The sequence below is a fragment of the Tepidimonas sp. genome (assembly GCF_036825565.1).
GTDB lineage: Bacteria > Pseudomonadota > Gammaproteobacteria > Burkholderiales > Burkholderiaceae_C > Tepidimonas.
Genome location: NZ_DAISXZ010000043.1, coordinates 1 through 18880, shown reverse-complemented (window position 1 = coordinate 18880; position 18880 = coordinate 1). Strand labels below are relative to the sequence as shown.

Genomic DNA, 18880 nt, shown 5'->3' with positions numbered 1-18880 from the left:
GGGGCGGGCGGCAGGGTGAAGGGCTGCCCCAGCGCCTCGGCGGCCAGCTTTTCGTAAAAACCGGCGCTGCCGGCGATGCGGGCATACGCCTCGCGGGCGGCGGCGGCGTCTTCGGGCCGGCCGCTGGCCTGCAGCGCGCGCGCCAGCCAGTAGGTCCAAGTCGGATCCTGGCGCTGTTTGTCGCCCATGTGCTCGATGGTGCGGCGCACGGTCGCCCAGTCACCGGCGCGCAGGGCGGCGCGCACCTTCCACGCCCGCCAGTCGTCGGGCAGCAGGGCGTCATCGGCCCGGGCAAAGTGGCGCACCGCATCGTCCGACAGCCGCAGAGCGGCCCGCTTGCCGATGGCGCCCCAGATCCAGGCCCGTTCCTCGGCGGTGAGCTGGGCGCGCCAGCGCAGGTGCGCGGCCTCCTCCGCGGCGGCGGACGGGTCCTGCGTGGCCAGCCGGATCAGCGCCAGGGTGACGATTTCCTTGGTCCGGTGGCGCAAAGCGGTCACCTTGTCGTCCAGATAGCGCTGCGGGGACTGGTAGACCCGCTCCACGAGCGGCACCCATTCGGGATTCAGCAGCCCGACCGCCTGCGTGGCGATGGCCAGCCGCCCCGCCTCCACGCCCAGGCGCGCGCGCTGCCAGGCCACATCCGGCGTTAGCGCACCGGCCTGGATCAGCCGCCCCGCGGCGGCGGCACAGCCGGGTGCGGCCGCGCGCTGTGCCAGCCAGGTGTCGCGCACCTCGGCCGCGATGTCGCCCGGCTGGACCAAGCCGGTCTCCAGGCGCGCCAGCGCGGTGTAGCAGCGCACTTCGGCGTCGTCGTTCATGCGGAAGGCCGCCACCTCCTGCAGCAGCGTCGGCCAGTCCCGGCGCGCGCCCAGCAGCAGCAGCCAGTCGTTGCGCAGCCGGTCTTCCCAGTAGGTGCCGCGCCAGCGCGTCAAAAAGAGGCGGATGTCGTCCGCACTCGCGACCTCCAGCCGCACCCGCAGCGCCCAGTAGGCGGCCAGCGGCTCCAGCGGATGCCCTTGCACCTGCGGCAGCAGGCTGGCCAGGCGGCTGGCCTCGCCTTTCTGGAAGGCGGCGCGCATCTCGGTCAGCGCGCGCTCCGCGGCTGCCGCGCGCGCCGCCGTGTCGCTGGCCGCCCACAGCGGGGGGGCGCCCAGCAGCGCCACCGCGACGCAGGCGAGTGCCGCCCAGCGGCGGGACGGTAAGATGGCAGCGGCCCCTGTCGTGACCTCCGCGACGGTGTTGCCCCAAGCCAGCGCCCAGCGGCGCACATGTACCAGACCCATAAAGGCGATTATGGAGAACATCGACCCCGAACGCCAGGGCGAGGAGACCGATCCCGCAGCCCGCAAGCGGCAGTGGCGCCAGCGGCTGGTGGCCGAGCGGCTGCGCCTGTCCGACCGGCTGGCGCGCAACGAGGCCTTGCAGCGCGTCATGCGGGTGTGGATGGTGGAGCGGCCCGATGCGGTGATCGGGGCCTACTGGCCGATCAAGGGCGAGTTCGACCCGCTGCCCGCGCTGCACCGTTGGCAGGAGGCCGCCAACGTCGAGGACGCCTCCAGCGCCCGGCAGCGCCGCCGCATCGCCCTGCCAGTGATCGACAAGGTGGCGCAGACGCTGCGCTTTCATGTCTGGTACCCCGGCTGTCCGATGGAGGAGGACGCCTACGGCATCCCCAAGCCCAAGGACACCGAGGTGGTCGAGCCGACGCTGCTGTTCGTGCCCTGCGTGGGGTATGGCCCGGGCGGCACACGCCTGGGCTACGGGGGCGGCTTTTACGACCGCACGCTGGCGGCGCTGCGCCCCCGCCCGTTCACGGTCGGGCTGGCGTATGCGCACGGCTTTTTGCCGTGGTTGGCGCCCGAGCCGCACGATGTGCCGCTGGACGCCATCCTGACCGATCAGGGCGTGGCCTGGCCGATCGATTGACCGGTGGCGGGGTGCCCGGAGCGCCCGTGCCGCCCCGGCCGGGCTGCGCGCCGTCAGGGGTGCGGCGTGTTGGTGTGCAGGTCGCGCCGGGCGTGCAGCCGTTCGTGGCGGATCAGGTACAGCCCCGCGGCGATGACCACCGACGCCCCCACCAGCGTGGGTGCGTCGGGCCACACACCCCAAATCGCCGCATCCAGCGCGACGCCCCAGGCCAGCGCCGTGTATTCAAACGGTGCCACGGCCGAGGCCTGTCCGTGGCGAAAGGCCTCGGTGATGGCCAGTTGGGCGGCAAAGCCCGTGATGGCCAAGGCCGCCAGCGCGGGCAGGTGATCCGCGGCCACCGGCCGCCAGTGCGGCGCGGCCAGGGCGCCCGCCCCCAAGGCCAGCGCCACCATCGACCACCAGACCAGGCTCTCCGGGGCGTCGGTGCGGCAAGCCAGTCGCCCCAGCACAGCAGAGGCCGCATACGCCCCCGCGGCCAGCAGCACGGCCAGCCCCGCCCATCCCAGGAAGGCGTCCGGCGTCGGCCGCAGCGCGATCACCACGCCGACCAGCCCGGCAGCGATGGCCGCCAGGTGCGCGCGCCGCACCCGCTCGCCCAGGATGGGGATGGCCAGCAGCGTGATCAGCAGCGGGGCGATGAAAAACAGCGTGTAGGCGTTGGCCAGTGGCAGCGACGACACGCCATACGCAAACGCCGTGAGCATGACCACCGCGAGCACGCCTCGAATGGCGTGCAGCGGCCAGCGCACCTGCCACACCCGGTGCCAGGCGCACCGCCAAGTCAGATATGCCACGACCAACGGCAGCGCGACCCAGCCGCGCATCGACGCCACCTGCGCCGGCGGATAGTGTGCCGTCAGGTGCTTGAGCACCGTGTCCATCAGCGCAAAAAAGGCCACCGCTGCCAGCATGGCAGCGATGCTGCGCAGGTTGCCCTCACTCACATGTTGCGCCGGTACTGGCCACCCACCTCGAACAGCGCCTGCGTGATCTGGCCGAGCGAGCAGCAGCGCACCGCGTCCATCAGCACCTCGAAGACGTTGCGGTTCTCGATCACAGCGTCCTTCAGGCGCTGCAGCATCGCCGGCGCCTCGTGCGCGTGGCGGGCGTGGAAGTCGCGCAGGCGCTGCAGTTGCGACTGCTTTTCGGCCTCGGTGGAGCGGGCCAGCTCCAGCGACTCGGGGATCGGGTCGCCATGCGGATTGCGGAAGGTGTTGACGCCGATGATGGGCAGCTCGCCGGTGTGCTTAAGCATCTCGTAGTGCATGCTCTCGTCCTGGATGCGGCCGCGCTGGTAGCCGGTCTCCATCGCGCCGAGCACCCCGCCGCGCTCGGCGATGCGCTCGAACTCGGCCAGCACGGCCTCCTCGACCAATTCGGTCAGCTCCTCGATGATGAAAGCGCCTTGGTTGGGGTTTTCGTTTTTCGCCAGGCCCCACTCGCGGTTGATGATGAGCTGGATGGCCATCGCGCGGCGCACCGACTCCTCGGTGGGCGTGGTGATGGCCTCGTCGTAGGCGTTGGTGTGCAGGCTGTTGCAGTTGTCGTAGATGGCAATGAGCGCCTGCAGCGTGGTGCGGATGTCGTTGAAGGCGATTTCCTGCGCGTGCAGGCTACGGCCGCTGGTCTGGATGTGGTACTTGAGCTTTTGGCTGCGCTCATTGGCGCCGTACTTGTCGCGCATCGTCACGGCCCAGATGCGCCGCGCCACGCGGCCCAGCACGGTGTACTCCGGGTCCATGCCGTTGCTGAAGAAAAAGCTCAGGTTCGGCGCGAAGTCGTCGATGTGCATCCCACGCGCCAGATACGCCTCGACGAAGGTGAAGCCATTGGCCAGCGTGAAGGCAAGCTGGCTGATCGGGTTGGCGCCGGCCTCGGCGATGTGGTAGCCGGAAATCGACACCGAATAGAAGTTACGGACATTGTGGTGGACAAAATACTCCTGGATGTCGCCCATCACCTTCAGGCTGAACTCGGTCGAGAAGATGCAGGTGTTTTGACCCTGGTCTTCCTTCAGGATGTCGGCCTGCACCGTGCCGCGCACATTGGCCAACACCCATTCCTTGATCTTGGCCGCTTCGGTGTCGGTCGGATCGCGCCCGTTGTCGGCACGGAACTTGTCGAGTTGCTGGTCGATGGCGGTGTTCATGAACATGGCCAGGATGGTGGGCGCCGGGCCATTGATGGTCATGGACACACTGGTCGACGGGTTGCACAGGTCGAAGCCGCTGTAGAGCACCTTCATGTCGTCCAGCGTGGCGATGGACACGCCGGAGTTGCCGACCTTGCCGTAGATGTCCGGCCGCGGGTCGGGGTCGGCACCGTACAGAGTCACCGAGTCGAAGGCGGTGGACAGCCGCTTGGCCGGCATCCCCTCCGACAGCAGCTTGAAGCGCCGGTTGGTGCGGAACGGGTCGCCCTCGCCTGCAAACATGCGCGTCGGGTCCTCGCCCTCGCGCTTGAAAGCGAACACGCCCGCGGTGTACGGGAAGCTGCCGGGAACGTTTTCCAGCATCAGCCACTTGAGCAGCTCGCCGTGGTCCTCGTACTTGGGCAGCACGACCTTGCGGATCTTGTTGCCGCTGAGCGTCGTGTGGGTGAGCTGGGTGCGGATTTCCTTGTCGCGGATCTTGACGACATACTCGTCGCCCGCATAGGCCTGCTGCATGGCGGGCCACTGCGCCAGCAGCTTGCGGGCGGCGGGGTCCTGCCGCTCCTGCCGTTGCTGGGCCAGCTCGTCCACGGCTTCGGCCGCCTTGGCGCGGCCGACCTTGCCGATGCGCAGCATCGCGGCCGTGGCGTGGAGTTGCTGGATCTCCCGCGCCAGCCGGGCTTGCTCATGGACCTTGCGCTTGTAGCTGCGCACGGTCTCGGCGATTTCGGCCAGGTAGCGGGTGCGCGCCGGCGGCACGATGGGGGTCTGGTTGCTGCTGTGGCGCACGTCCACCCGCGGCAGCCGGCCGCCCTCGACGCCCAGCGGCAGGTTCAGCCCCAGCTCGGCCAGCCGGGCCTTGAGCGCCTGATAGAGCGCGGTCACGCCGTCGTCGTTGAAGCGCGCGGCCATGGTGCCAAACACCGGCATGTCCTGCGGCCGCTTGCCCCAGGCCTCCTTGTTGCGCTGCACCTGCTTGGCCACGTCGCGCAGGGCGTCCAGCGCGCCCTTGCGGTCGAACTTGTTGATGGCGACGAACTCCGCGAAGTCCAGCATGTCGATTTTTTCGAGCTGGCTGGCCGCGCCAAACTCCGGCGTCATCACATACATCGGCACATCCACATGCGGCACGATGGCGGCGTCGCCCTGGCCGATGCCGGAGGTCTCGACGATCACAAGGTCGAAGCCCGCCACCTTGCAGGCGGCGATCACGTCCGGCAGCGCGGCCGAGATTTCGCTGCCGAAGTCGCGCGTGGCCAGGCTGCGCATGTACACGCGCGGGCCCTGCTGCCACGGGCCAATGGCGTTCATGCGGATGCGGTCGCCCAGCAGGGCGCCGCCGCTCTTGCGCCGGCTCGGGTCGATGCTGATGACGGCGATGCGCAGCGCATCGTCCTGGTCCAGCCGCAGGCGGCGGATGAGTTCGTCGGTCAGGCTGCTCTTGCCCGCGCCGCCCGTGCCGGTGATGCCCAGCACCGGCACCCGTGTGTCAGCCGCGGCCGCGCGCAGGCTCGCCAGCAGGTTGGGGTCGGCCTGACCGTTCTCGACCGCCGTGATCAGTTGCGCCAGCGCCCGCCAGGCGGCGTCGCTGTGCCCCTGGATGGCCGCGATGTCGCGCGGCGCATAGGGCGAGAGGTCGCGGTCGCAGCGCATGACCATCTCGCCGATCATGCCCTGCAGGCCCATGCGCTGGCCGTCTTCGGGGCTGTAGATGCGGCCCACGCCGTAGTCCATCAGCTCGCGGATTTCGCTGGGCACGATCACGCCGCCGCCGCCCCCAAACACCTGGATGTGCTCGCCGCCGCGCTGGCGCAGCAGATCCACCATGTACTTGAAATACTCCACATGCCCGCCCTGGTACGAGCTGACCGCGATGCCCTGCACGTCCTCCTGCAAGGCGGCGGTGACCACCTCGTCCACGCTGCGGTTGTGGCCCAGGTGGATCACCTCCGCCCCCATGCTCTGCAGGATGCGGCGCATGATGTTGATGGCCGCGTCGTGACCGTCAAAAAGGCTGGCGGCGGTGACGAAGCGCACCTTGTGCGTGGGCCGGTACTGGGCCAGGGCCTGGAATTCGGCGGACAGGTTGGTCATGCAGTGGTCTCCTCGGAGGGCGCATGCCGCGGCGCAATCGCCTGCGGGCCAGGGGCGGGTTGGTATTGACGTTTACGTAAACGTCAATATTAGCCGAGAACCCGCGCCGAACCAACCGCCGCCCGCCCCGCCGGCGCGGGGCTCAGCCGTACCGCACCTTGGGCAGCCACAGCCCGATATCCGGGAGCAGATACAGCAGCACGATGGCCAGGATCTGGATGCGCCAGCCGCGCGGTCAGCGGGGGCAGCGGCACGATGCGCTGCTCCGCCGGCAGCGGCGGCATGGTGTGCGGCCGCAGCTTGGCCAGCACGATCACATACACACCACGTACAGCCCGGCGAGCATCAGGCCGGGGACGAGGGCCCCCGCGTACAACTGCACCACCGCCAGCGACCCCGGTACACGCGCCATCGACAGGTGCAGGCTCTTGAACAGCTTTTCGATCAGGTTGGCGCGCTCGACCAGATAGCCGATGAAGAACGAACAGCGGGATCGAAATGAGCACGTCGTTGCTCATGGCCGAAAACGCCCGCTGCACCATCAGGTCCAGCGTCTGTTTGACCGCGCCGGCCGCGCTTTGCCCGCCGGAGTGGTAGGCAAAGAAGGTGAAGATGATGCCCATGCCCATCAGCGTGAACGCTGTCGGGAAGCCGCGCATGATGGCCCCCACCACCAGCGCCAGCATCATCAGGCCCATCAGGCTGAAACCAAACCACGGTTCGCGGCGCATCAGCCCTGTTTGCCGGCCGGGCGGCGGAAGTAGTGGTTCCACGCCATCTTGAAGTCGACCGTGTCGTCGTTCCACCAGCCGCCGGCGCGTTCGACAACGGCGCGCTGGCTGTCCAGCATCCAGGTAGTCCTGCGAGTGGCGGTGCGCGGCCTTGCAGCTCCTGTCGGCGCTGGCGGCCTGCACCGCATAGTCGATGATGGACTTCAGCTCCGCCGGCAGCGCGTCGTACTTGGTCCTGTTGAACAGAATCTCGAACTGCTCGCCGCTTTGATGGAAGCTCTGCAGCATGCAGTTCTTGACCACGTCCGGAAAGCCCAGGATGCGGTCGGAGGAGGCGTTGTTGAACTCGGCGCCGTCGATCAGGCCGCGGTCCAGCGCCGGCACGATCTTGCCGCCCGGCAACGGGTTGACCGCCGCGCCCATCTCGGTGCCGAGGTCCACAGCCAGCCCGACGGTGCGGAGCTTGATGCCCTTGAGGTCGTCGACCTTGGCGATGGGCTTTTTGAACCAGCCGAACGGCTGCGTCGGCAACGGCCCGTACAGGAACGAGACCACGTCCATGTGTTCAGGCTCTTGTCGCCAGCGCCCAGTTCTTGCCGTCGTGGTAGGCCACCACGCCGTGGCCGCCGTCCAGCGTGCCCCTGGCCACCGCCTTCCGCAGCTGGAACGCGGGCACCACCGAGTCGGACGGCAGCACCTCGATCCTCAGGCGGTTGCCCGCCATGGCGTTGACCTTCTAGGCTAAGTCGTTCGCGTGCCCGTGGAAGATGTCCTTGGCCGGCCAGGTGGACTGGAAGCGCAGCGATGTCGTCTGCGCCGCGGCCACCATTGGAGCAGCCATGGCGCCAGCGGCGACGGCCGCGCCCTACAGCAGCCGCAATCGCGAAAATTTCCCAAGCCGTGTGAAAAGTCTGCGCATCCGTTGACGTTTGGCAACGCTTGAATACCATATGGAGTATAAAGACTGAACCCATCGCCGCTTTCGCCGTTTGCCATGCAATCCGTCCAAGACCCCGATCGCAAGAAAGCCCTGCTGCTGCGCCTCAAACGTGTCGAGGGGCAGTTGCGCGGCATCCAGCGCCTCATAGAGGCCGACACGGATTGCGAGAAAGTCGCTCAACAACTGGCCGCGGCGCGCAAAGCGCTGGACAAATCGTTTTTCATGATGGTGGGCTGTGTCATGGCCCAGGGGGATACCCCGCCGGATGACGTGGCGGAGCTGCTGGTCCGCTTTGCCTGACGCCCGCCGGGGCGTGTTTGTGGGGCTCGTGGATCGCGTCTGCGGGCGCGAGCCGCTACCATCGGCGCCATGCATCCGATCCAGCGCTTCGATCCCGATTCCTGCACCTACACCTACGCCCTGTTCGACGCCGACACGCGCGAGGCGGTCATCATCGACCCGGTGGACGAGCAGCTCGAGCGCGACCTACAGGTGCTGCGCGAATACGGTCTGCGGCTCGTCTGGGTGGTGGAGACGCACGCGCACGCCGATCACATCACCAGCGCACTCAAGCTCGCGGAGCACACCGGCGCCCGCACCGCGGCACCGGCGGCCTGTGGCATCACCACCGTGCACCGCGCGTTGCAGGACGGTGACGAACTCGCCTTTGGCGCGCAGCGGCTGCACGCGCTGGCCACCCCCGGCCACACCGCCGGCAGCATGAGCTACGTCTGGCAGGTGGATGGCCAGACGCACGTCTTCACCGGCGACACGCTGCTGATCGGCGGCTGCGGCCGCACCGACTTCCAGTCCGGCAGCGCCGAGGCGCTCTACCGCAGCATCACCGAGCGCCTGTTCACGCTGCCGGACGAGGCCATCGTCTGGCCCGGGCACGACTACCACGGCCGCACCCACTCCACCATCGGGCACGAGAAGGCGCACAACCCGCGCCTGGCCGGCAAGTCGCTGGCGGAGTTCGTGGCCATCATGGAGCACCTGGGCCTGCCGCGGCCGCGCCGCATGGACGAGGCGGTGCCGGCCAACCTGCGCGGCGGCATCCGCCACGATGCGGACGGCGCCGAGCGCGAGGTGCCGCGCCCGGCGCAGGGTTACGCTGGCGACGTGGCGCCGGAGCTGGCCTGGCGCTGGGTGCAGGAAAGCCGCGCCGTGCTGGTGGACGTGCGCACCGACGCCGAGCGCGAGTGGGTCGGCTACGTGCCCGGCGCCCAGGCGCTGGCGTGGAAGCAGTGGCCCGGCATGCAGCCCAACCCCGCCTTCGACGATGGCGTGCGCCAGCTGGCCGCCGAAGGCAAGCCGCTGCTGATGCTGTGCCGCAGCGGGGCGCGCTCCATCGCCGCGGCGCGCCGCGCCACCGAGCTGGGGGCCACGGCCTACAACGTGCTCGAAGGCTTCGAGGGCGACCCCGACGAGCGTGGCCAGCGCGGGCACCGTGGGGGCTGGCGCCACCGTGGGTTGCCCTGGCGGCAAAACTGAGCCCGGCCTCGCGGCCAGCCGGGCCGTTATGATGTTTTGATGACTGCGCCGGACACCGCCGCCACCGAATCGACCGCGCTGCTTGCGCTGGACGTGGGCAACACCCGCCTCAAATGGGCGCTGTACGAGGCGCCGGCCCCCGGGGCGCGGTTGCTCGCGCACGGGGTGCAGTTTCTGGAAAACATCGAAACCCTGGCCGAGGGCGACTGGCGCCCGCTGCGCGCGCCGCGCTGGGTGCTGGGCAGCATCGTCGCCGGCGCCGGGGTGCGCCACCGGGTGGAGGAGCAGCTCGAACTGTGGGATGCGCCGGTGCAATGGGTGGTGCCGGGCAATGCCGAGGCCGGGCTGATCAACGGCTACGACCACCCGGCCCGGCTGGGCCCCGATCGCTGGGTGGCCATGATCGGGGCGCGCCAGCGGCTGCTGGCCCGCGGCGAGCCGCGGCCCTGCGTGGTCGTGATGGTCGGCACGGCCGTCACGGTCGAGGCGATCGATGCCGAGGGGCGCTTCCTGGGCGGCATCATCCTGCCGGGCCACGGCATCATGCTGCGGGCGCTGGAGTCCGGCACGGCCGGCCTGCACGTGCCCACCGGCGAGGTGCGGGCCTTTCCCACCAACACCAGCGATGCGCTCACCAGTGGCGGCACCTTTGCCATTGCCGGAGCGGTGCAGCGCATGGTGGACAACCTGCGCGCCCACACGGGCCACGAGCCGGTCTGCCTGATGACCGGCGGTGCCGGCTGGAAAATGGCGCCGCACATGACGGTGCCCTTCGAGCTGGTCGAGGGGCTGATCTTCGACGGCCTGCTGGCCATCGCGCGCAACCGCTTCGGGGCGGCCAGCCCGGCGTGGGCGACCGCCGATGTGCGGCCGTGACCGGCCACACCCGCGGCGTCAGGCGGTCCGCGCCAGCCAGCGGGTTGCCAGCGTCACCCAGTAGGTGGCGCCCAGCGGGATCAGCTCGTCGTTGAAGTCGTAGCGCGGGTTGTGCAGGGTGCAGGGGCCGGCGTCGTGGCCCGGGCCATAGGTGCCGCGGTGGGCGCCATCCCCGTTGCCGATGAAGACATACGCCCCCGGCTTGGCCTGCAGCATGTAGGCAAAGTCCTCCGCCCCCAGCGTCGGCTCCTGGGCCACCACGCCGTCCGGGCCGACGATGTCGCGCATCACCTCGGCCGCAAAGGCCGCTTCGGCCGCGCTGTTGACGGTGGGCGGATAGTTGCGCCGGAAACGGAAGTCCGCGCGGGCGCCAAACGCTGCGCAGAGCTGCTCGGACAACTCGCGCATGCGCCGCTCGATCAGATCCAGCGCCTCCACCGTGAAGGTGCGCACGGTACCCTGGATTTCGCAACGGTCGGGGATGACATTGGTCGCCTCGCCCGCGTGGATCATGGTGACCGAGATCACACCCGGCTCCACCGGCCGCAGGTTGCGCGTCAGGATGGTCTGAAAGGCCTGCACCAGTTGGCAGGCGATGGGCACGGGGTCCACCGTGTTGTGGGGCAGGGCGGCATGCCCTCCCTTGCCGTGGAGGGTGATGGCGAACTCGTTGCTCGAGGCCATCACCGGCCCGGGGCTGACCGCAAAGCGCCCCACGGGCAGCCCCGGCCAGTTGTGCATGCCAAACACCGCCTGCATGGGAAAGCGCTCGAACAGCCCGTCGGCGATCATCTCGCGCGCGCCGCCGCCGCCTTCTTCCGCCGGCTGGAAGATCAGATACACCGTGCCGTCAAAGTCGCGGTGCCGCGCCAGGTGTTGCGCGGCGGCCAGCAGCATGGCCGTGTGGCCGTCGTGTCCGCAGGCGTGCATGCGTCCCGGGTACCGGCTGGCGTGGTCGAAGGTGTTGAGCTCCGTCATCGGCAGCGCGTCCATGTCGGCGCGCAGCCCCACGGCCCGTCCGCAGGCGCCACCGTCGCGCCCGTGCACGATGCCCACCACGCCAGTCGTGCCCAGCCCGCGGTGGATGGGGATGCCCCACTCCGTCAGCAGCGCCGCGACCCGGTCGGCGGTGCGCACCTCTTGAAAGCACAGCTCGGGGTGGGCGTGCAGGTCGCGGCGGATGGCCGCAATCGCTGCGGCCTGTTCGACGATGGGCTCGATCAGCTTCATGGGGGCATCCTAGCGCGATTTGCGCCGCCGTGGGCGCCGGCGTGGGTCGCGTACCATGCGGCCATGTCTGCCATTGCCGCTTCCCCCGCCATCCCAGGCGCCGAACCCACCGCCGAACACGTCGTTTACGGCGCCTGCCCGCACGACTGCCCGGACACCTGCGCCTTCGTGACGACCGTGCGCGACGGCCGCGCCGTGCGGTTGCAGGGCAATCCCGACCACGCGCAAACGGGCGGCGTGCTGTGCACCAAGGTCAGCCGCTATCTGGAGCGGGTGTATCACCCGGAGCGGCTGCTGCAACCCCTGCGCCGCGTCGGGCCCAAGGGGAGCGGCCGGTTCGAGCCCGTCACGTGGGAGGCCGCCCTCGACGACATCGCCGCGCGGCTGCGCGCGCTGGCCGCGCGCGATCCGCAGGCCATCCTGCCCTACAGCTACGCCGGCACCATGGGGCTGGTTCAGGGCGAGGGCATGGCCGCGCGCTTTTTTCACCGGCTGGGCGCGTCGCTGCTGGACCGCACCATCTGCGCCTCGGCGGGGGCGGCCGGGCTGGAGGCCACCCTGGGTGGCAAGGTCGGCATGCGCGTCGAGCACTTTGCCGAGAGCCGGCTGATCCTGATCTGGGGCAGCAACAGCGTCGGCAGCAACCTGCACTTCTGGCGCTATGCGCAGCAGGCCAAGCGCGCCGGTGCGCGGCTGGTGTGCATCGACCCGCGCCGCACCGAGACGGCCGAGAAATGCCACGAGCACCTTGCGCTGCTGCCCGGTACCGATGCGGCCCTGGCCTACGCCCTGATGCAGCAGTGCATCGTCCACGACTGGGTGGACCATGACTATGTGCAGCGCCACACCCTGGGCTGGGAGGCGCTGCGCGCACGCGCCTTGGAGTGGCCGCCGCAGCGCGCGGCCGCCGTCTGCGGGGTGCCGGTGGAACAGATCGTGGCCCTGGCGCGCGACATCGGCACCTGCGTGCAGCGGCGCGAGCCGGTGGCCATCCGCCTCAACTACGGCATGCAGCGCGTGCGCGGGGGCGGCAACGCGGTGCGGGCGGTGGCGTGTCTGCCCGCGGTCATCGGCGCCTGGCGCCACCGGGCGGGCGGCTTGCTGCTGTCCAGCTCCGGCTGCTACCCGGTGCGGCGCGAGGCGCTCTTTCGCCCCGACCTGCTGCAGCGCAGCCCCTGCCCGCAGCCGCGCGTCATCAACATGAGCACCATCGGTGACGACCTGCTGCGCCCAGCGTCGCCGGACTTTGGCCCGGCCATCGAGGCCCTCATCGTCTACAACAGCAACCCCGTGGCGGTCGCGCCCGAATCCGCCAAGGTGGTGCGCGGCTTCGCGCGCGAGGACCTGTTTACCGTGGTGCTGGAGCAGTTTTGTACCGACACGGCGGACTACGCCGACTATGTGCTGCCCGCCACCACGCAGCTGGAGCATTGGGACATCCACCTGAGCTACGGCCACACGGACGTGTTGCTCAATCGCCCCGCCATCGCGCCGCTGGGGCAGGCGCGGCCCAACACCTGGGTGTTCCGTGAGCTGGCGCGGCGTCTGGGCTTCGACGACCCCTGTTTTGCCGACGATGACGAGGCGCTGTGCCGCCAAGCCTTCGGGGAGGCCGTGGATTTCGACCTCCTGCTCGCCCGTGGCCACGTTACCCTGGCGCTGCCCGAAGCCCCGTTTGCCGAGGGCGGCTTTCCCACCCCGTCCGGCAAATGCGAGCTGGCCAGTCCCCGGCTGGCGGCTCAGGGGCTGGATCCACTGCCCGCCGTGCTGCCCAACCACGAGGCGCCGGGCACCGATCCGCGCCATCCGCTGGCCATGATCTCACCGCCGGCGCGGCATTTTCTCAATTCCACCTTCGTCAACGTCGTGTCGCTGCGCGACGCTGAGGGCGAGCCGCTGCTGGAGATGCACCCGGAGGATGCCGCTGCGCGCGGCATCGCCGATGGCGATTGGGTGGAGGTGTTCAACGACCGGGGTCGGCACCGCACGCGCGCGCGGCTCAATGGCCGGGCCCGCCCCGGCGTGGTGGTGGGGCTGGGCATCTGGTGGCGCAAAATGGGGGCGGACGGCACCAACGTCAACGAACTGACCAGCCAGGCCCTGACCGACCTGGGCCGCGCGCCCACCTTCTACGACTGTCTGGTGCAGGTGCGCCGGGTGCCGGCATGACCGCCGGCGCGGATCACTCCAGGCTGTTCACCAGATCCGCGTAGCGCTGCATCGCCTCGTCGCGGCTCAGGCCCTGGACTTTGTTCCACGCATCCCACTTGGCGCGGGCCACCAAGTCGGTCAGGCTGGGCTTGGCGGTGGTGTTGTCCCCCTCGGTGGCCTGCTTGTACAGCGCGTAGAGCTGCAGCAGGGTGGCGTTGTCGGGGCGCTGGGTCAGGGTCTTGACGCGCTCCAGGGCGGACTCGAAGGCGGTTTGGGCGGTGCTCATGGCTGCATCATACGAACGTTCGTTCTTTTTGGCAATGCGCCGGGGCCTTCCCTGCGCGGAGCCATTCCCGGCGCGGGGTGTCGCCATGCCACAATCGCGACCGCGGCGCGGTCTCTCGCCGCATTCGACCCCGCAGAGGATGGCGCGCACATGACTCTTCTTGTCACCGGCGGTGCCGGTTTCATTGGCAGCAACTTCGTGCTCGACTGGCTGGCGCAGTCGGACGAGCCGATCGTCAATCTGGACAAGCTCACCTATGCCGGCAACCGGGAGAACTTGGTCAGCCTGCAGGGCGACTCTCGCCACCACTTCGTGCAGGGCGACATCGGCGACCGGGCCCTGGTCGATCGGCTGCTGGCGCAGCACCGCCCGCGCGCGGTGCTCCACTTTGCGGCCGAAAGCCATGTGGACCGCTCCATCCATGGGCCGGAAGATTTCATCCAGACCAACGTCGTGGGCAGCTTTCGCCTGCTGGAGGCGGTGCGCGCCTATTGGAGCGCCCTGCCGGACCCCGAGCGAGCGGCGTTTCGTTTTCTGCACGTCAGCACCGACGAGGTCTACGGCACCTTGGGGCCCAACGATCCCCCGTTTGCCGAGACGAACCGCTACGAACCCAACAGCCCCTACAGCGCCAGCAAGGCCGCCAGCGACCACTTGGTGCGCGCCTGGCACCACACCTACGGCCTGCCGGTGCTCACCACCAACTGCTCCAACAACTACGGGCCGTACCACTTCCCGGAAAAACTCATCCCGCTGATGATCGTCAATGCCCTGGCTGGCAAACCCTTGCCGGTGTACGGCGACGGCCAGCAGGTGCGCGACTGGCTGTATGTGCGCGATCACTGCAGCGCCCTCCGCCGCGTGCTGGAGGCCGGCCAGCCTGGGCAGACCTACAACATTGGCGGCTGGAACGAAAAACCCAACCTGGAGATCGTGCACACCATCTGCGCACTGCTCGACGAACTGCGCCCCCGGGCCGACGGCCACTCCTACCGCGAGCAAATCACCCACGTGCCCGACCGCCCCGGCCACGACCGACGCTACGCCATCGATGCCCGCAAGATCGAGTGCGAGCTGGGCTGGAAGCCGGCCGAAACCTTCGAGACCGGCATCCGCAAAACCGTGCAGTGGTACCTGGACCACCCCGACTGGGTGCAGCGCGTGCAAAGCGGGGCGTATCGGGAGTGGGTGCACAAGCAATATGGGGTGGCGGCCGCATGACCCGTCCGCGCATTTTGCTGCTGGGCAAAAACGGCCAGGTCGGCTGGGAGCTGCAGCGCAGCCTGGCCGTCTTGGGGGACGTCATCGCCCTGGACCGTGCGGGCGGCCGCTGGCCGGGTCACGATGCTGCGCTGTGCGGCGATCTGACGGACCTGGACGGCCTGCGACGCACCGTGGCGGCGCTGCAGCCGACCGCCATCGTCAATGCCGCGGCCTATACCGCCGTGGACAAAGCGGAGAGCGAGCCGGAACGGGCCCACCGCACCAATGCCCAGGCCCCCGGTGCGCTGGCCGAGGCGGCGGCGGCCTGCGGGGCGTGGCTGGTGCACTACAGCACCGACTACGTCTTTGACGGCAGTGGGGAGCGGCCGTGGGCCGAAGCCGACGCGACCGGGCCGCTCAACACCTACGGCCACACCAAACTCGCGGGCGAGGACGCCATCCGCGCCAGCGGCTGCCGGCACCTCATCCTGCGCACCCAGTGGGTGTACGGCGTGCGCGGCGGAAACTTCGCCCGCACCATGCTGCGCCTGGCGCGCGAGCGCGAACGCCTGACCGTGGTGGACGACCAATGGGGCGCGCCCACGGGGGCGGATTTGATTGCCGATGTCACCGCCCATGCGCTGCGGCAGGTGCTTGCCACGGGGCAGGGCAGCGGCACCTACCACCTCGCGGCGGCCGGGGTGACCACATGGCACGGCTACGCCTGTCATGTCATCGAGGCGGCCCGCCGCCGCTGGCCGGACGCGGGCTGGCGCGTCTCGGCCATCGACCCCGTGCCCACCAGCGCTTTCCCGACGCCGGCGCGGCGCCCGCACAATTCGCGGCTGGACACCACCCGCCTGCAGCGCACCTTCGGCCTGCATCTGCCAGCCTGGCAGACTGGGGTGCAGCGGTGGGTCGAATCGCTGCCGCTGCCCTGACCGGGGTGCCCGGGGCGTGCCGTTGTTGGGGAAATCGCGACGCCCGGCGCGCGCAACCGGCGTTTGCCTTGACGCTCGGGGGGACGCGTGCTACCGTCGCCGCAACACAAGTCGAAGACCATCGCGCACGGGAGGTCCCTTGAACCGATTCAAAACAGCCTACGCCGCGCTGGCGGGCAGTCTGCTCGTGGGCTTGGGGGGGTGCACCCATGCGCCCATTCCTGTGGCCGAGAATTTTCCGTACACCGCGCAGAAAAAAGTCCGCTCCGCCGGGCACTGGGACGCCGTGGCGGGCCATGTGGTGTCCACCACGCTGACGCGGCTGGGCCAGACCCCCGCGGCAGGCGCCGCCCTTCAGGTCGGCCTGCCGGCGTCGCCCACCGCGTTCGACCGGGCCTTCCGCGAGCTGCTGATCACCCGCTTGGTCAGCGAGGGCAAGACGGTCGTCGAACGCGACGACGCCCCCATCAAGGTCAGCTACCAAGCGCAGGTGGTGCGCCACAACAGCGACCGTCCGCACTTCATTCCGGGTCTCTTCACGGCCATCACCTCTGGCGTGTACGTGGCGCACTACCTGGGCGTCCATGCGCACCCCGACGCGGCCATGGTGGGCGGGTTGGGCTACGCCGTGATCGCCGACGTGGCCCGCAGCCAGTACACGGGCGGGCCAACCCACACCGAGGTCATTTTGACCACCACCATCATGCAGGGCGACCGTTACCTCGTGCGCAACACCGACGTGTACTACGTCGAGGACAGCGACGCCACCCTGTTCCAGGTCGTGCGCGGCCCCGCGTCCCGCGAATTCAAGGTGGTGTCCCAATGAGAGCCTTCGCTGCGTTTGCCATGGCGGCGGCCGTGGCCCTGGTCGGGTGTTCGGCGCAGCCCAAAGCCACCCTGCCGACGTATGAGCAGGCGGCTGCGCACCCGTTTCTGCAGGCCAACCGCGATGCGATGGCCAAGCTGCTGGCGGGGCTGCCCGCGGCCCAGGCGTCGCCGCTGCTGGTGGCCACCATTGTCGATGTCAACGACCTGCGCGTGTCCTCGCCGCTGGGGCGCACGCTGTCGGAGCAGTACAGCTCCGCGGCGGCGGCCGCGGGGATCGATGTGCGCGAAATGAAACTGCGCGGCGACGTGTTCGTGCGCGAGCAAACCGGCGAGCTGCTGCTGTCGCGCGAGATTAAGGACATCGCCCGGGTGCATCAGGCCACGGCGGTGCTGGTCGGCACCTATTCGGTCGCTGGCCAATATGTGTACGTCAACGTCAAGCTGGTGCGATCGGAAACCGGCCAGATCCTGAGGGGCTATGATTACGCCCTGCCGATGGATCGCGACGTCCAGCGCCTGGTGCGCAAGCCCACGGGCGACTACTGACGGCCAGCCGCCCCTTGCGCCGCATCGGGGCGGGTTTCTTCGTTCACGCATCACCGCCTGATCCTGCCGGGTCGGGCGGCTTCTGCTCATGCGCAAAGGCATCATCCTCGCCGGGGGCTCCGGCACCCGCTTGCACCCGGCCACGCTGGCCGTCAGCAAGCAGTTGCTGCCGGTGTACGACAAGCCCATGGTCTACTACCCGCTCAGCACGCTGATGCTGGCGGGCATTCGCGACGTGCTCGTCATCAGCACGCCGCAGGACACGCCGCGCTTTGCCCAGTTGCTCGGCGACGGCAGCCAGTGGGGCATGAATTTGCAGTACGCCGTGCAGCCCAGCCCCGACGGGCTGGCGCAGGCCTTTCTGATCGGTGCGGACTTCGTGGCCGGGCACCCCAGCGCGCTGGTGCTGGGCGACAACATCTTCTACGGGCACGACTTCCAGCCCCTGCTGCACGCCGCCGATGCGCAAACCACGGGTGCCACGGTGTTTGCCTACCATGTGCACGATCCCGAGCGTTATGGCGTCGTGGAGTTCGACGCGCAGGGCCGTGCGATCAGCATCGAAGAAAAACCCCGGGCCCCCAAAAGCCCCTACGCCGTCACCGGGCTGTATTTCTACGACGAGCAGGTGGTGGATATCGCGCGGGCGGTCCAACCCAGCGCCCGCGGCGAGCTGGAGATCACCTCCGTCAACCAAGCCTATCTGGAGCGCGGCCAGCTCAACGTGCAGATCATGCAGCGCGGCTACGCCTGGCTGGACACCGGCACCCACGACAGCCTGCTGGATGCGGGGCAGTTCATCGCCACGCTGGAGCGGCGCCAGGGCCTCAAGATCGCCTGTCCGGAGGAGATCGCCTGGCGCCAGGGCTGGATCGATGCGGAGCAAATGCAGCGGCTGGCCCAGCCCCTGGTCAAAAACGGCTACGGCCAGTACCTGTTGAGCCTGCTGCGATAAGCCCATGCCGTACACCATCACCCCGACCGCCATCCCCGGCGTGCTGATTCTGGAGCCCAAGGTCTTTGGCGACGCGCGCGGCTTTTTTTTCGAGAGCTTCAACCAGCGCGACTTCGAGGCGGCCACCGGGCTGAGCGGCATCGCCTTCGTACAGGACAACCACAGCCGCAGCGCCAAAGGCGTGCTGCGCGGCTTGCACTACCAGTTGGCCCCGCACGCGCAGGGCAAGCTGGTGCGCGTGGTGCGCGGGGCGGTTTTCGACGTGGCGGTGGACATCCGGCGCGGCTCGCCGACCTTTGGCCGGTGGGTGGGGGTGGAGTTGAGCGAGTCCAACCACCGCCAACTCTGGATCCCGCCCGGGCTGGCGCACGGCTTTCTGACGCTGACCGACAGCGCCGACTTTCTCTACAAGGCCACCGACTACTACGCGCCCGAGTCGGAGCGCTGCATCCGGTGGGATGACCCGAAGATCGGCATCGAATGGCCGTCGTTGGGCATGGCCCCGCTGCTGTCGGCCAAGGACC

At 69.3% G+C, this 18880-nt stretch carries 15 protein-coding genes and 3 pseudogenes; 11 read left to right on the top strand and 7 right to left on the bottom strand.

Annotated features, from left to right (window positions below; genetic code table 11):
• Window positions 1-1283: pseudogene (locus tag V7026_RS07265) on the bottom strand (lytic transglycosylase domain-containing protein); the annotation flags it as partial.
• Between the two features lie 10 nt (window positions 1284-1293).
• On the opposite strand from V7026_RS07265, the gene V7026_RS07260 reads away from it, so the two are divergent.
• Window positions 1294-1926: a 5-formyltetrahydrofolate cyclo-ligase gene (locus V7026_RS07260; protein ID WP_068607145.1), complete on the top strand. Its 633-nt coding sequence runs from the start codon at window positions 1294-1296 to the stop codon at window positions 1924-1926.
• Window positions 1927-1979: 53 nt separating this feature from the next.
• Here the strand turns inward: V7026_RS07260 and V7026_RS07255 are convergent, their stop codons facing one another.
• The 4 genes and pseudogenes from V7026_RS07255 to V7026_RS07240 all read right to left on the bottom strand — a co-directional run.
• Window positions 1980-2873 (bottom strand): DMT family transporter, encoded by an 894-nt coding sequence (locus V7026_RS07255; RefSeq protein WP_334154720.1) that lies wholly within the window; start codon window positions 2871-2873, stop codon window positions 1980-1982.
• The gene (gene icmF / locus V7026_RS07250; RefSeq protein WP_334154718.1) at window positions 2870-6175 is read right to left on the bottom strand and encodes a fused isobutyryl-CoA mutase/GTPase IcmF; all 3306 of its coding nucleotides are present in this window, start codon (window positions 6173-6175) and stop codon (window positions 2870-2872) included. The genes V7026_RS07255 and icmF overlap by 4 nt, the downstream gene beginning before the upstream one ends.
• Window positions 6176-6399: 224 nt before the next feature.
• Window positions 6400-6906 (bottom strand): annotated as a pseudogene (locus V7026_RS07245) (TRAP transporter large permease subunit); the annotation flags it as partial.
• A pseudogene (locus tag V7026_RS07240) lies at window positions 6906-7771 on the bottom strand (TRAP transporter substrate-binding protein); the annotation flags it as partial. The pseudogenes V7026_RS07245 and V7026_RS07240, both read right to left, overlap by 1 nt.
• A gap of 129 nt (window positions 7772-7900) precedes the next feature.
• Here V7026_RS07240 and V7026_RS07235 point away from each other — a divergent pair.
• The 3 genes from V7026_RS07235 (at window position 7901) to V7026_RS07225 (ending at window position 10216) form a co-directional block, all read left to right on the top strand.
• Entirely contained in the window at window positions 7901-8146 is a 246-nt protein-coding gene (locus tag V7026_RS07235; RefSeq protein WP_068607153.1) for a metal-sensitive transcriptional regulator, read from the top strand.
• Between the two features lie 69 nt (window positions 8147-8215).
• Window positions 8216-9340 (top strand): MBL fold metallo-hydrolase, encoded by a 1125-nt coding sequence (locus V7026_RS07230; RefSeq protein ID WP_334154716.1) that lies wholly within the window; start codon window positions 8216-8218, stop codon window positions 9338-9340.
• Between the two features lie 39 nt (window positions 9341-9379).
• Window positions 9380-10216 carry a type III pantothenate kinase gene (locus tag V7026_RS07225; protein WP_068607156.1) on the top strand — a complete coding sequence of 279 codons (837 nt, stop codon included), beginning with the start codon at window positions 9380-9382 and terminating at the stop codon, window positions 10214-10216.
• Window positions 10217-10234: 18 nt separating this feature from the next.
• Here the strand turns inward: V7026_RS07225 and V7026_RS07220 are convergent, their stop codons facing one another.
• On the bottom strand, window positions 10235-11446 hold the full coding sequence (locus V7026_RS07220; protein ID WP_334154713.1) for a M20 aminoacylase family protein: 1212 nt from the start codon (window positions 11444-11446) through the stop codon (window positions 10235-10237).
• Between the two features lie 63 nt (window positions 11447-11509).
• On the opposite strand from V7026_RS07220, the gene V7026_RS07215 reads away from it, so the two are divergent.
• Entirely contained in the window at window positions 11510-13615 is a 2106-nt protein-coding gene (locus V7026_RS07215; protein ID WP_334154711.1) for a molybdopterin-containing oxidoreductase family protein, read from the top strand.
• A gap of 13 nt (window positions 13616-13628) precedes the next feature.
• Here V7026_RS07215 and V7026_RS07210 read toward each other — a convergent pair whose 3' ends face one another.
• Window positions 13629-13883: an acyl-CoA-binding protein gene (locus V7026_RS07210; RefSeq protein ID WP_334154709.1), complete on the bottom strand. Its 255-nt coding sequence runs from the start codon at window positions 13881-13883 to the stop codon at window positions 13629-13631.
• A gap of 150 nt (window positions 13884-14033) precedes the next feature.
• Between V7026_RS07210 and rfbB the strand changes: the two genes are divergently transcribed.
• From rfbB to rfbC, 6 genes are all read left to right on the top strand, one after another.
• Window positions 14034-15104 (top strand): dTDP-glucose 4,6-dehydratase, encoded by a 1071-nt coding sequence (gene rfbB, locus V7026_RS07205; protein WP_334154707.1) that lies wholly within the window; start codon window positions 14034-14036, stop codon window positions 15102-15104.
• Window positions 15101-16027 (top strand): dTDP-4-dehydrorhamnose reductase, encoded by a 927-nt coding sequence (gene rfbD / locus V7026_RS07200; RefSeq protein WP_334154705.1) that lies wholly within the window; start codon window positions 15101-15103, stop codon window positions 16025-16027. The genes rfbB and rfbD overlap by 4 nt, the downstream gene beginning before the upstream one ends.
• A 139-nt stretch (window positions 16028-16166) precedes the next feature.
• Window positions 16167-16853 carry a hypothetical protein gene (locus tag V7026_RS07195; RefSeq protein ID WP_334154703.1) on the top strand — a complete coding sequence of 229 codons (687 nt, stop codon included), beginning with the start codon at window positions 16167-16169 and terminating at the stop codon, window positions 16851-16853.
• The gene (locus V7026_RS07190; RefSeq protein WP_068606540.1) at window positions 16850-17401 is read left to right on the top strand and encodes a FlgO family outer membrane protein; all 552 of its coding nucleotides are present in this window, start codon (window positions 16850-16852) and stop codon (window positions 17399-17401) included. Before V7026_RS07195 ends, V7026_RS07190 begins: the two co-directional genes overlap by 4 nt.
• A gap of 88 nt (window positions 17402-17489) precedes the next feature.
• Window positions 17490-18356, top strand: coding sequence for a glucose-1-phosphate thymidylyltransferase RfbA (gene rfbA / locus V7026_RS07185; RefSeq protein WP_334154701.1), 867 nt, complete (start codon window positions 17490-17492; stop codon window positions 18354-18356).
• 4 nt (window positions 18357-18360) lie between these two features.
• On the top strand, window positions 18361-18880 hold a 520-nt coding region (gene rfbC, locus V7026_RS07180), incomplete at its 3' end, for a dTDP-4-dehydrorhamnose 3,5-epimerase (protein WP_334154699.1).